Below are 13,563 nucleotides of genomic sequence, written 5' to 3'. Positions count from 1 at the left end.
CCACCTCGACATGGACATCGGACAGGCTGAGACGGATACCGACGAACTTCAGGCGCTCGTCAACGACCTCGGCGACGGCATGTCACCCCTCGTTTCGAGTGTTCTTGAGACGCTGGTCGCGACTATCGATGACCTCCACGAACGCGTCACCCAACTAGAGGCCGACCTCGAACAGACCCACGAGGTTGCCACCACAGCCGTCGGTGACGCCGCCACGAACGACCAGCGCATTGACGACCTCAAAGCCCAGCAGGAGACCACCCGCGACGTCGCCAAGAGTGCCATCGCCAAAGCCCAGCAACTCGAAGCCAACACCGACCACCAAGAGGACGCCGAGCAGCTACCCGAGGGGATCGAACCCAGCACCTCGCCGCTGGATTTCTTCGCGAATTGCCGCCAATCGAAAGTCAAGACCATGTTCGTCGAACGTTCGAACCGCCAGAACACCTATCGCGCCATCAGCATCACCAAGCGCTGGCCGGAATTTGCCACGACACGAACCGACGGTAGCGGCGTCTTCATGACGAAAGCCGACCTGCAGACGGCCCTCACCGCCGAACTCGGGAAGGAGCCCCATCGCCAGACGATCAAGCGCGTCTGGGAGACACTGGTCGACATCGGCGGCGACGACGTCGTCGAGAAAACTCGGCAGGTCGGACGGGACCAGACCCAAACCGAGATTCTCGCGATGGATATGAAGACTGCCGAAGGGTTACTCGAAAAACGCTACATCGGCCTCGATCTGTTGGAAAACAGTGACCACAAAGCCGCCACAGGTGGCGTCACACCCGTTGTGGTGGAATCATCGCCCTAACCCTGTGACGCACACCGGATAGGACCAGAACCGACACTGAACCGACGCTACTGGACGCGGTGGTACGTGCCCTGCCGCCGTCGACGCCGCTGTTTGCTAGCTGCAGCAACCGGGAGCGACCCCCTGTTGTCAGGAGTGTAGTGAGTGGTCGTAACACGAACGGAGCGACTACAGCGATTCCAGTGGTCACAACAGGTGTGACAGGGCAATGAAAGGTCCCCGACTGGGGAGGTGTATACAACTGCCGATGAGGAGCCTGTGTAGAGACTGGGATAGCGACGCTCACCGACTATGGAGGGTCCACTGTTGATTTGGGTCCCCTTCCCAGTGCCACTGGTGGACGTTCGCGCCGGGTTGTTCGCCGTCAAGCACGCGACCGCTGTGTTTGTTGATGAACGCGTAGCGGTCGTCTCCGACTGATACAGCGTACCACCGCTGGTTCGCATACCCGGTCCAGGGCCACTGGATGATGTCGACCGCGTCGTCTGTTCCTTCGTTTTCTACATCGAGTACCTTGCCGCTGTGTACTGCGTCGAGTCGGTACGTGCCGTCGCCAGTCGGTTGGATGCTGAACCGCTGGTGGTCACTCTCAGTCCAGTCGGCCTCAACCGCGCTCGCGCCGTCGCTGGTATCCCCATCCGTGATTTCGATGACGTTCCCCGTCTCTACCGAGTGGACCGAGTAGACACCTTCTGAAATCGGGGGCGTATCACTTGTCCCATCCAGCCCGGCGACACTCCGTCGGCGGCATAGCGGGACGATATCGGACGTTTCGTAGTAGTCGACACGGATAAGGTTCGGATTCAGTTCCGGAGCGACGCTGACGACTTGCTCGTACAGGGGTAACATCGCGTTCGTCTGCTGTGCGCCGCTGTAGAGATCTGTTGGTGCGCGGATGATCCACTGTGTCTCGCCCAGCCGGTCCGTTTCAGTGTGGTCGTTCCTGACACCGTTTGCCAGCACATCCCCTGGTGTAGCTGTGTCTGGATAGGAACTCGCTACCCAGTCGGCCCACGGCGCGGTGAAATCAGGCAGTGAGACTGGGTCGTCGTGCTCCGTGAGCGTCCGATAAAAGATCGCTATCTTCGGTCCATCGAACTCGGAGAGTGTTGCATCAAGGAGGGCATCAGCGCCGCCCACCGCACCCAAATCGAACGCGTACGCCCCGAACGTGTCGGTCAGGAGCGTCGACAGCGCTTCCCAGTCGTCTGCCTCGAACGCATCGTCGCTGAACGCACCGGAATCATAGAAATGCGAGAGCTTGAGTAAGATCAGTTCCGAGGCCCCGGCGTTGTCGACCGCTGAGAGGTACTGGGAAATCTTTGGGAACACCGTCTCATCGAGGGACTGGCCGGTTTCATCGGCGTGATGGCCGTAGAATACGGTTTCGTCACCGTCACCCTGTGACTCGACGCGAACGTCCAGAAACCGGATTCCGTCCGAGAGTTGCGTGTAGACATCTCTGGTCTGGCAGTCATAGTACTCTGGCGAGTCCGGCTCATCAGTCACCATCGCAGCGTGATGGGTCCCGGGGAAGCTTAGTTCCCGAACCGGTGTTCCGGGGACGGCGTCCGTCTGCCACGTCTTCGTCTCGAACGAACTCTCTGCCGTTGTTGTGTGCGTCATCACTGTCCCTCCGAGTGCCGTACCACCGACCGCGAGGCCGGCCGTCTGTAGCACTGCGCGCCGGCTCGCCGGGTAGTTTCTGTCCGAGACCTGTTCGTCCGTCGTGTGACGCCTGTTCTGCGTGTTATTTACCATTTCATTGTCTGAAACCTTTTATTCGCCTGTGTAATACTGTCCGCAGTATGCCGAGTTCTACCGATGGTACGCCGCCACATCTTACGGCTGGCTACCGGTGGGAACGGCGGTATCTGTAGATAGCTCGGTCTGTCGAATCCGCGCTCCCGTTTCGACGTCGAACACGTAGGCACGCTCGCCGGAAACGCCCAGCCAGATGGTGTCACCCCGTGTAACGCTCACGTCAAACGGCGCTCGAACTGCAATCTCCCTGTCGTCGCCGTCGAACTGGACCGTGAGCAGTTGCTCGTCGCCCATCGGTTCCGTTACTGTGACCTCGGCTTTGGCTGCGCCGTCGATTGGTGACTGGTGAACCGAGAAGTACTGGGGCCGGACGCCGAGGACAAATGGGTCGGTGTCGTCAACAGCGGTGGGTAGTCTTTCGACGCTGAAAGAAAACGTAGCGTCGTTGGCAGCCACGACTCGCTGTGAGCCGGCCGCCTCACGGCGGACCCGCAGGAAATTCATGCTCGGGCTGCCGATGAAGCCGGCGACAAACTGGTTCGCGGGGTCGTGGTACACCTCGGCCGACGTCCCGACCTGTTGGACGGTCCCATCGTTCATCACGATGAGCTTGTCGCCAAGCGTCATCGCCTCCTCTTGATCGTGGGTGACGTACAGGGTCGTAATGCCCAGCTCTCGCTGAAGCTTCTTGATTTCGTTTCGCATCTCGACTTTCAGCTTCGCGTCGAGGCTCGCCAGCGGTTCGTCCATCAGGAACACGCTCGGACGACGGATGATCGCCCGGCCGATTGCGACCCGCTGGCGTTGACCGCCGCTGAGTTCGTCTGTCTCGCGGTCAAGCAGTTCGCCGATGTCCAGCGTCTCTGCGACGTCTTCGACGCGCTCCCGCCGCGTCGCCCTGTCAATGCCCCCCACTTTGAGCGGATAGCCGATGTTCGCCGCGACGCCCATGTGCGGGTACAGGGCGAGTTCTTGGAACACCATCGCGATGTCGCGGTTTTTCGGATGCCTGTCAGTGATGTCTGTCCCGTCAATGCGGATTTCGCCCTCTGTGGGGTCGGTAAGCCCCGCGAGACAGCGCAGCGTCGTCGTCTTCCCACAGCCGCTCGGGCCGAGCAACACAGCGAACTCGCCGTCCTCGACGGTGATATCGATGTTTTTTGCACCAATCTCGTTTCCGTACCGTTTCGTCACGTCGTCGTAGCGTACGCGTACCATTAGTGTTCGCTCCGCCTGTCGCTAGTTATTGTCTGTACACGGTGCCGTGTCGTCGTCATCGGACCGCCCCCATCGTGAACCCACGGAGCAGTTTCTCCCGGACGAGGAACGCGAACAGCAAAACGGGGGCCATCGCAATCGTCCCCGCCACGGTCAGCAGCTCCCACTGAATCGCGTAGGCCGTCTTGAACGTCGCAAGTGCGACGGGGAGGGTCTGTGCCTCGGTGTTGCTCGTAAGAATGACCGCAAACAGCAACTCGTTCCAGGCGTTGATGACGGTGAAGATGGTCGCCGCGATCAGCCCCGGGCGCACCATCGGCAACACGATCTTGAAGAACGCGCCGAGTTCCGTGTGCCCGTCGAGAACGGCGGCTTCGACGATGCTGTCCGGGAGCTCGGCGAAAAAGCCCTTCAGCATCCAGACGACGAAGGGGATGTTGAACGCGGCGTAGGCGAGCACGAGGCCCAGCCGCGTGTTGAGCAGGTTCGCGGTATCGAAGATGACGTACAGCGGAATCACCGTCACGATGGGCGGCAGAAAGCGCGTCGTCAACACGAGGAAGGGCAGGTGGAATCGACCAAGGTCGTACGGGAACTCGTAGTTCACGAACCCGTAGGTCGCTGCGGTCCCGAGCAACACTGCGAGGGCGGTCGAGCCGACCGTCACGACAACGCTGTTGAACAGGAACTCGTAGAACGCCGGGCGCTGGGCGAACAGCTCAGGGTAGTTCCCGACCGTGAGCGCTGTCGAGACCAACTTCGGCGGCGTTGCGAGCAGGTCACTTCGGGTCCGGAGCGATCCGGACACCATCCAGTACACCGGAAACAGCGTCCAGATGACGAACAGCAGGGCGATGCCGTTCGTCACGGTCGGGACGAGCCCGTAGCTGTCGAGCGTTTCGTGGATGCGCTCGACGCCGGCGAGCACCGTCCGACTGACGCTGTGGCTTGGTTTCGTGTCCGTCGCCATCTCAGAACTCCACCTCCGACACCGTCGCAAAGGCGTAGGTGATCGCCAGGGCGATGAGCAACAGGAGCAGCGCCATCGTCGACGCCCGGCCGTAGTTCCCGTAGCTGAACGCCTCCCGGTACATGGCCATGCTGATGACCTCCGTTGATTTTGCCGGGCCACCTCGGGTGAGGACGAACACCTTCGCAAACACACGCATCGTCCCGATGACCCGGAGGATGAGTACCAGGACGACGAGTTCCTTGATGTACGGCAGCGTCACGTCGACAAGTCGCCGCATCCGCCCGGCACCGTCCATCATTGCCGCTTCCTGGACGTGGTCAGGGACCGACTGCAGGCCAGCGAGGACGATAAGCGTCACCAGCGGTGTCATCTGCCAGACATCGGGGAGGACGAGCGCGTATAGCGCAATGGAGGGGTCGCTGAGCCACGGGACCGGACCGCTCGTCAGCGGGGCGACCAGCGAATCGAGGACGCCGCCGTTCTGGTACAGCAACTGCCACAGCAGCGCGACGACCGTCGGCGAGATGACGAGCGGAACGAGGCCGATAGTCTGGATCAGCCCCCGGAACCGCACCTTGCTGTTGAGGACGAAGGCGATGGCGATGCCAAGGCCGACCTCAAGCGAGACGGCGAAGAACATGAACTTCGCCGTGATCCACAGCGACTGCCAGAATGCGCCCGCCGTTAGTATCGCTACGTAGTTTTCGAGCGCAACGAACTGCCGCCCGCCCGTGTCGAACTGGTACAGTGACAGCACCAGCGCACGACCGACCGGATAGATGAAAAACGCCGCGAGAACGGCAAGCGCTGGAAGCGTCAAGATCCACCGGAGGTGATCCTCGACCCACAGCAGGACACGCTCGTAGCGGCCGCCGCCGACCGTCTCGGAGTAGTGTGACATGGCTATCGACTGTCCCGGTCCGGTTCAGTAGCCGTTCTCATCGAGAATCGATTCGATCTGTGACTCGGCCTCGGTCATTGCCTCTTCGACGGACATATTATCGACGAGCGCGGCGTTCAGCGGCTGCCCCTGTGCGGTCTCGATCTCGCTCCACAGCGGCGTCCGGGGCCGCGGTTTCGCGTTCTGGAGACTACCGTACAGGGCCTCGAACCACGGCTGGGCGTCCATGTTTTCCTCAAACGTGTCGTGTCGGAACGGCACGCCACCGAGGTCGACGTACTGGTCTTGGGCCTGCTTCGAGACGAACGACTGGAGCACGTCGCCGGCGGCGCTTTTCGTCTCCGAATCGGCGTAACTATTGATGCCGAGCAACCAGTTCCCCTGAACAGGGGCCGCCCGCTTCTCACCCTCTGGGATCGGCAGGAACGTGATGTTCTCGTACTCAGTTGCCTTATCCTCGTTCAACAGGAGCGAGGTCCCGGAGGGCCACTGTGGGGCCGCAGCGATACTTCCGTCAGCCAGTCCCGAGAGCACCTGACTGTTATCAAAGGAGGCGACCCCGTCTGGGCTGATAGAACCGAGATCGTTGACGAAGAAAGAGGCTGCCTCGACGCCGCTGTCGTCGGCCCAGTCGTAGCCCCAGTTCTCGTCAAACATATTCCCAGCCATGCTCATGCCGACGCTGAAATACGAGGACATGATCGGGTTCCCGCTCTTGCCGCGCATGGCGTACCCTTCCGCACCGTCGACCTGCTCAGATATTTTCTGTCCAGCGCGGAAGACGTCCTCCCACGTCTCGGGCAGATCCTCGCCGACCTCCGAGTACAACCGCTCGTTAACGACGAAGATGTGTGAGTTCCCGACCGCACACAGCGCTTTCAGTTCCGGTTCAGCGTCCTGTGCGTTCGGCGGGACTGCCTCACCGGGCGTCGGCCAGGTCCCGATGTCGAGGGTCTGCTGGATGATCTGGTCGGTCGGCAGCGAGTCGACGTGGTCCCGGATCGGCGCGAGATGCCGCGCGAACTGTGGCATCCACGGATCGTCCATGGCGACGATGTCGTAAGTCGCCTTCTCGCTTTGAAACATCGTCGAGAGTTTTTCAAAGAGGTTCGCGTTCGGGAGAACCGTTGTCTCCGTCGTCACGCCGACTTCCGATTCGACGTGGTTCTTCAGCAATCGCTTGATCAGCTCCCCGTCACCGCTGGACACAGCGAGTGTGATCGTCTGGGTCCCCGACCCACCGCTTGAATCGCCGATACACCCCGCGAATGCCGTCGCCCCCGCCGCACCTGCAGCGGTGATGAACCGTCGCCGCGTCTGTTGGGCCTCACCCTGCGATGTGGTGCTGTTCCGTGTCATCAGCTGAGAGAATTACAAGTATATAAAAAAGATCTTATAATATTATGCTATACGTCGCTATATATCTACAAACCGGGGTATTTAAACGAACGTGGCCGTGACGGCTACTAATTTTCGCCCCCTTTGCTCCTACTGGCCGTCCATCTTGGGGACAGTCCCGGCCGACACCAGCGCGACGAGATCCTGATGGATGGCCTCGTTTGAGGCCAGCACCATCTCGCTGTTCTTTCCGTCAAGAGCTTTGATTCGGGTCACCTCGCCGCCGGCCTCCTCAACGATTTTGACACCTGCCGCAGTGTCCCAGACGGAGAGTTGCCGCTCGAAGAACGCATCGAACTGCCCGGCGGCGACCATCGCTAGTTCGCCAGCCGCCGAGCCGAACCGCCTGACGCCCTGTGTCACATTGAGGATGGTGCGGAAGTGGTCGTATTCCTGTGCCTGCATCGACGCTGTGTCAAATCCTGTCACGATAAGCGCCTCGGACAATTCAGTCGTTGCCGACAGTGACAGCGGCTGGCCGTTGGCGTATGCACCGCCACCCTCGATGGCAGTGTACATCGTCTCTGAGGGGACATGATAGACAATTCCAACATCTGGTTCGCCTGCGCCCTCGAAGGCAATAGAGATGGAATAGTGGGGGATGCCATTGAGGAAGTTCGTCGTGCCATCAATCGGGTCGATGATCCAGCGCGGTTTTGTCGTGAACTCCGGGGCACTCTCTTCGGAAACGACAGTATGGTCGGGAAACTGCCCACTCAGCTCCGCTAGTATGGTCTCTTCGACCGTACGGTCTGCCTCAGTGACTATATCGCCGTTGTGTTTCACTTGAAACTGATCGGCGGCCGGTTTGACGGACTCAAGCGTCCGGCCAGCTTTCCGCGTGGCCCGGACAGCGGCCCACAGTTGCGGGTATGTTGCATCTCGCATACCCGGCTGTTCCGGGCAATACTAAATTGGATTGCTATGAACGCTATACAGACCTCGATACCGCTCCCTACAAGGGGTGTCTTTTTACGATATCAATGCGGGTGAGAAAGTCGCCGATGCCACGGGCCAATGGAGGTTGCGCCGTGCTCGCATATCAGGGAGCTACTCTGGCCGCAAATATCCCGGAATCCAAATCCACCTTCCAGCAGTTATCACAAGATGGAGTCTATCAGCTCGGGCGGCTGGAGGGCATCAGCGACATGAGAATGTTTGTATCGAGAAGGTACGTCATATCTGTTCGCGGGCATCCCAGACCTCGGCAACAGCATCCACATCAACATCAACGGCGACTGCAACAAGAGCGTCCCCAAGTCCGAGATCCTCATCATCAGTCGGATCTAAACGGGTAAACTCCCGAAAATCATCTGTTGTGAGACTTATATGTATCACTTATAGTGGCGGTTGAAAAATGCGCCGGTGACTTTGCCTGCCGATTACCACCGGGTATTAGCTGTTCGGTGCTCATGTTCGGGGCACCACTTATCGGGGAGACGCAAACCCGCCTCTACGCCAGCCAGAGCACTGATGTCTTTGGCTCGGATAAGAAGAACTGATTCGGTGTTCTGGTCAGTGACGAACTCGGCGAGCGTGGCCAGCGGTATCGTTTTGTCGCCGTTGATGCTATCAACCGCACGTCGATTGTGGCGTGCATGGGACACCTCATGGGTGGACTCCAGAGACGTCCCGTTTCTCACGGGAGCCAGTTGCTACTGAACTCTAGAGGACTTTGCAACACGACCAACTTTTAGTGTTCTTGGACTGCCCCCGAATATATGGATAAAGCCCTCTCTGAAACGCGTCCAGGGCGAGTGGTGGACGTTATTCTCGCCGCAGTCAGTCTATTAGCTGTTCTAGACCACTTTAGCGTGGTTGAGGTTACTTCGACAAGCATCTACATATTCTTCTTTATTACTCCTCTTGGGTTTCTCCGTTTATATGTCGATTACCGATACAAGAAGCGGCCCACAAAATAAACAAACTTATTCTTCGCTTATATGACTGTGTAGACTACGCATTATCTCGCCTGAAATAGATTCGTATCATTCGGGGCGCAGCCGCTTTCTCAGTCCTCGTATCAATGCTTCTCCTTGACCAGACTCTCTTGGAGACCATCGTCTCAGCAGTTGCTATTGGGTTTGGAGGCGTATTGAGTCTGGAGTTATTTGAGTACACTCAGTCGCACAACCAATAACCGGTGCTGAATAGTAAGAGACTGATTGCGGTGACAGGTGCACTACCTGTACTGATCAGTAGCCGTGGATGAGCGGTAGCTGTGTATAGCCTATCATTCCCACTCAGGATTGCAGCAATAGCCAACCGACCGACACCGGGGCGAGCGTGGTACCCACATATCGATCCGCCCCGCCAGTGGGTATGAGCGAGTGGATCGTCGACGTTCGTGGGGGCGTCTGCCACCAGTGCGACAGCCAGTATCAGCGCCTCACACAGCACTGGTCGCGGAGCAAGCGTTTTCGTATCGTGATCTGAGTGATGCCCAGCACGAGGCGATTCAGGGCTGTCTGGTGGGTGACGGGGATTTCGACAATCCGAACGACGGTCCGCCGGCGCTGCGGATATCCTCAATGCGGCGGCCCCAACCCTCATAGGTTCGTGCCCAGCTCGGCTGGCTTGTCCGCGGGATTACTCGCGACACTACTGGACGCGGTGGCACTGCCCTGCCGCCGTCGACGCTGCTGTCTGCTGGCTGCAGCAACCGGGAGCGACCCTCTGTTGTCAGGAGTGTAGTGAGTGGTCGTAACACGAACGGAGCGACTACAGCGATTCCAGTAGTCACAACAGGTGTGACGACAAGTCCAGTCACAAGACCTTCCTGTAGCTTGCATCCCCGATTTGGGTTAGCAACGGTGTCCGGTTTTCCGCATATATACAGATATCGGATACTCACTGTGCTAACCAAAATATACCACAGGTGTTTTTGCCTTAGCCCGAATACGACGACTGCAAGCAAAATGGCAGGCAACAGCCTTCCGGATAAAGCGCCTGGCGAGTATGTTCCCTTCGGGCGTCGGCCGTACTATCTTCCAGATCCACTGCCACCGGCACATGACCTCGAATTCGACGCCGACTTCCAGCAGTTGCTGCAGGACGCCATCTATCAGCTCGGGCGGCTAGAAGGCATCGGCGACGAGACTGAAGCCAATCCGTTGCTGTACACGACAATGGTCCGTCGCGAAGCCGTCGAATCGGTCGTGCTTGAGGGTGCAGATATCGATATCGAGGACGTATTCCGGTCCCAGGAGCTCGCCGATAGCGGCACCACTCGGAAGCATGTCCAAGAAGCACTCAATTACGAGCGGACGATCACTAAAGGTGCGACTCGGCTCTCCGAGGGCGACCAGATCACACTTGGACTGTTACAGGACCTGCACGAGTTGCTGATGGCGGACGTGCGTGGTCACTGTGAATACCCTGGGGAGTTCCGTGCGAAGCCGATCAATCTCCCAGCAGCCTCGTCGTTCCAGGAACCATTCGTCCCGCCAGCACCGGACCGGATTCCGGAGCTGATGACGAATCTAATTGAGTACTGCAACACGACCAGCGAGTTCCACGACCTTGTTCAGCTTGGGCTCGTCCACTATCAGTTCGAGACGATTCACCCCTTCGAGGATGGGAACGGCCGCTTGGGACGTATTCTCATCACGTTACAGCTGATTCAGAACGGCTACCTCACACAACCGTATCTGTATCCGAGCGCGTATTTCAACCGCAACAAAATCGAGTATGCCGACCGGATGCGAACAGTCAGCGAAACGGGTGCCTGGGAGCCCTGGCTAGAGTTCTTCGTCGAGGGAATTCGCTCACAAGCTGCCGAGGCAGTCACACGAACGAACGATCTTCGGAATCTCCGTCGAGAGTACGAGCGAACCTATGGACACGAGAAAACAGCCGCCGACCGGCTGGCGATGCGCCTGTTCAAGCAGCCATACCTGACCACGAACGACGTCGCTGAGCTACTGGATGTGACCGCACAGACAGCACGGAACGCAATTCAAGAACTTGAAGCACAGGATGTCCTAACCGAAACAACGGGGAAAGAGCGGTATCAGGAGTTCAAGGCTGTCGATATCTTCGATATTCTCGACCAGCCCCTAGAGTGAGAGCGGGGACAAAACGAACTAGCTTGGTCTGTACTGTGTGCTTTTCCGACATAGCTGGTAGTCAAGACGCTCTCTCTGGAACGCCTCTCACCCGGCGGAGGCTCACAAAATACGGGCGAGTTCCCTTGCTGTCAGACTATGATTGCTCTAGCGGCTCGACCCACTCAGGAGCGCAATCGTGTGTGCCGCCGTAGATCGAGCGCTCGGGATACTGGTCGTCGTCAGCCTCAACAGAGACGATCACGTTGCCGCCGGAACGCGAAATCTCTGTAACGGTTCCGACGACTACATCGAGTGGGCCGTCTCCCTCGGTCCAGTCGGCTCGAACGTGGTCGCCGCGGTCGAAGTCATACTCCTCGAAGGAAGGTGCTGTCGTACTCATGATCTCCTCCGGCTCCGAGGGAGACACAAAATGGCTCGTACCCCAGCCAGAGCGCTGATGCTTTTCGCCGAGAGAAGAAGAACTGATGACTGAGTTGCGGGTCCGGAAACCCGATGGCTGGACGACCGTCTCGTTTCCCGACGAAGTTGCGACGATCTCGGTTGTCGGTGGGAAGGTCGACGGCCAGCTGTGCCTGACCCTCACCGGCGAACGGGAGGACGGTCCTCGCATCGTCGAACCCGGCATTCTCGACGTCGACGAAAATGACGAGCACTTGCTGGAGAATACAGTGCCCCGGACTGAGGACGGGACGAGTATCGTTTTGGAGTCCCTGTTATCGGATCAATTGTGGCTGTGAATTAGTCGTGATTTAGACAGGGAAATTCACCAGCAAAGGCTACTGCACCCACGAGAATTGTAGTATCTGCGTGCGAAGCACCCGCTCCAACAGGGCACCCTCAATCTGACGCTACGAAAAGCCCGATTGGGCGACACTTCAAAACTACTTTATATTTTAGGCCTCCCTAAAATGTATGGCAAACGAAGCCACCGAGCAGGAGTCAGCAACACGGCGCGATTACATGAAATACGGCGGCACACTCGTCAGTGGCTGCCTCCTCGCCGGTTGCTCAGGTGGGGACGACTCGCAGTCTCCTACAACGGCGTCAGGTTCAGAACAGACCACAACGAAGACACTGACAGAAACGTCGACCGAACCACCAACAGAGGACAGTTCGTACTCCGTGACGATTGAACCAGTTGGTGAAGTGCGTTTCGAGTCCGTTCCCGAAACCTGGGTCGCAGAAAACGCCAGCTGGGGTGACATGGGTGTCGCACTCGGTTTGGAAAAACCAAGCGCAGTCGTCCTCACAGACGAGTACCGGACATGGGCATACGAAGATATTCCAGGCCTCTCTCCGAGCAAAGAGAATATGATATCGCTCTGGCAAGACGGGATCTCCAAAGAGACCCTCTTGGAGATCAACGCTGGTGTCCACTTCATCGACCCGAACTATGTGATCAACCTGATCCCCAACTGGAAGCGCGCGGATGTCACGGAGATGGCCGAACGTATCTCTCCGTTCTGTGGCAACACGAGTTTCTCCACGTATCCCTGGCATGAGGACTATCCATACTACTCGCTGTACGAAGCCACTGAGAAGATCGCACAGGTGTTCCAGCGGATGGATCGTTTTGAGGCGCTTCAAACGCTCCACGACGAAACGATTTCAGGAATCCAGGAACGGCTGCCACCTAAAAGCGAGCGTCCGGCTATCGGGCTCCTTTCTCCAGCATCAACCGAACCAGAAAAATACTACCCCTACCGGCTCGGTGAGACAACTGCATACAAACATTGGCACGACCTCGGCGTGAGTGATGCGTTTACCGGTTCAGACATCCAGAGCTTTACATCTGACCGCGGTACCATTGACTATGAAACGCTACTGGATATCGATCCCGAAATCATGATGTTCTACACCGACAAATACTGGACACGCTCGGGGTTCCGTGATACGTACCTCACGTTCCTCCAAGACCACGATATTGCGAGCCAACTTAGCGCGGTTCAGAACGGGGAAGTCTACCCGGCAGGCGGGATGTATCAAGGCCCGATTATTAACCTTGCAAAGACCGAGCGTGCCACAAGGCAACTATTCTCCGACATCTTTGATCAAGACGAGCAACTCTACAGCCGCCAACGTATCGCTGATATCCGGAACGGAGACATCTAACCAGATGATACAGCCGATATATTAACGGCTTGGCTAGAACGTTGTACGTTTGTCGGTCGCACGCTCGTTGGAAAACACTACACCGATACTGAATTTGCAGAAAACCTCGACTATATCGAATGGCTACCGCTCCCACGGAAAGAAGCCATTCCGCTCGCGATAGGCACTGATCTGGTCCTGAAACGCTTGTTCCTGAAAGTCTGGCTCGTCGCCGTGGATGTCCTCCGGTGAGACGCCGTCGGGAAGATGCTCGTAGTCCGTGACGTCCGCCGTGTTATCTTCCTGTTCGGGCTCGTGTCGGTGCTGTCCACAC

General features: G+C 58.1%; 12 protein-coding genes and 2 pseudogenes. 5 read left to right on the top strand and 9 right to left on the bottom strand.

Translation table 11 applies throughout. The features are described from left to right. The coding region (locus tag AV929_RS07130) for a hypothetical protein (protein WP_064287853.1) at positions 1 to 814 on the top strand (814 nt) is incomplete at its 5' end. Between the two features lie 282 nt (positions 815 to 1,096). On the opposite strand, the gene AV929_RS07125 is transcribed toward AV929_RS07130, so the two are convergent. From AV929_RS07125 to AV929_RS07100, 6 genes are all read right to left on the bottom strand, one after another. After that, positions 1,097 to 2,440, bottom strand: a complete 1,344-nt coding sequence (locus AV929_RS07125; RefSeq protein ID WP_230458862.1) for an RICIN domain-containing protein — start codon at positions 2,438 to 2,440, stop codon at positions 1,097 to 1,099. 216 nt (positions 2,441 to 2,656) lie between these two features. Then, positions 2,657 to 3,796, bottom strand: a complete 1,140-nt coding sequence (locus tag AV929_RS07120; RefSeq protein WP_064287851.1) for an ABC transporter ATP-binding protein — start codon at positions 3,794 to 3,796, stop codon at positions 2,657 to 2,659. 55 nt (positions 3,797 to 3,851) lie between these two features. Then, positions 3,852 to 4,766, bottom strand: a complete 915-nt coding sequence (locus AV929_RS07115) for a carbohydrate ABC transporter permease (RefSeq protein ID WP_064287850.1) — start codon at positions 4,764 to 4,766, stop codon at positions 3,852 to 3,854. Between the two features lies 1 nt (position 4,767). After that, on the bottom strand, positions 4,768 to 5,670 hold the full coding sequence (locus tag AV929_RS07110; RefSeq protein ID WP_011225020.1) for a carbohydrate ABC transporter permease: 903 nt from the start codon (positions 5,668 to 5,670) through the stop codon (positions 4,768 to 4,770). Positions 5,671 to 5,694: 24 nt separating this feature from the next. Continuing rightward, complete coding sequence (locus AV929_RS07105; protein ID WP_050007810.1) at positions 5,695 to 7,029, bottom strand: extracellular solute-binding protein; 1,335 nt, start codon at positions 7,027 to 7,029, stop codon at positions 5,695 to 5,697. A 129-nt stretch (positions 7,030 to 7,158) separates the two neighbouring features. Next, a complete protein-coding gene (locus AV929_RS07100) occupies positions 7,159 to 7,956 on the bottom strand; it encodes an inositol monophosphatase family protein (RefSeq protein ID WP_050007811.1) in 798 nt (265 codons plus the stop codon). Positions 7,957 to 8,226: 270 nt separating this feature from the next. Here AV929_RS07100 and AV929_RS22765 point away from each other — a divergent pair, with 270 nt between their 5' ends. Then, positions 8,227 to 8,358 (top strand): hypothetical protein, encoded by a 132-nt coding sequence (locus tag AV929_RS22765; protein WP_255359470.1) that lies wholly within the window; start codon positions 8,227 to 8,229, stop codon positions 8,356 to 8,358. Positions 8,359 to 8,516: 158 nt separating this feature from the next. On the opposite strand, the pseudogene AV929_RS22935 reads toward AV929_RS22765, so the two are convergent. Beyond that, positions 8,517 to 8,668 (bottom strand): annotated as a pseudogene (locus AV929_RS22935) (ISH6 family transposase); the annotation flags it as partial. A gap of 1,318 nt (positions 8,669 to 9,986) precedes the next feature. Here AV929_RS22935 and AV929_RS07090 point away from each other — a divergent pair. Then, on the top strand, positions 9,987 to 11,135 hold the full coding sequence (locus AV929_RS07090; protein WP_064287848.1) for a Fic family protein: 1,149 nt from the start codon (positions 9,987 to 9,989) through the stop codon (positions 11,133 to 11,135). Between the two features lie 136 nt (positions 11,136 to 11,271). Here AV929_RS07090 and AV929_RS07085 read toward each other — a convergent pair whose 3' ends face one another. Further along, entirely contained in the window at positions 11,272 to 11,517 is a 246-nt protein-coding gene (locus AV929_RS07085; RefSeq protein WP_064287847.1) for a hypothetical protein, read from the bottom strand. Between the two features lie 85 nt (positions 11,518 to 11,602). On the opposite strand from AV929_RS07085, the gene AV929_RS07080 reads away from it, so the two are divergent. Together AV929_RS07080 and AV929_RS07075 are read left to right on the top strand one after the other, a co-directional pair. Continuing rightward, positions 11,603 to 11,875, top strand: a complete 273-nt coding sequence (locus tag AV929_RS07080; protein ID WP_064287846.1) for a hypothetical protein — start codon at positions 11,603 to 11,605, stop codon at positions 11,873 to 11,875. A gap of 175 nt (positions 11,876 to 12,050) precedes the next feature. Further along, positions 12,051 to 13,250 carry an ABC transporter substrate-binding protein gene (locus AV929_RS07075; protein ID WP_064287845.1) on the top strand — a complete coding sequence of 400 codons (1,200 nt, stop codon included), beginning with the start codon at positions 12,051 to 12,053 and terminating at the stop codon, positions 13,248 to 13,250. Between the two features lie 123 nt (positions 13,251 to 13,373). Here the strand turns inward: AV929_RS07075 and AV929_RS07070 are convergent. Continuing rightward, a pseudogene (locus tag AV929_RS07070) lies at positions 13,374 to 13,563 on the bottom strand (hypothetical protein); the annotation flags it as partial.

The sequence above is a fragment of the Haloarcula sp. K1 genome (genome assembly GCF_001647155.1).
GTDB classification, from domain to species: Archaea; Halobacteriota; Halobacteria; order Halobacteriales; family Haloarculaceae; genus Haloarcula; species Haloarcula hispanica.
Note: the sequence above shows the minus strand (reverse complement) of the source record. Positions and strands in the feature narration are given on the sequence as shown.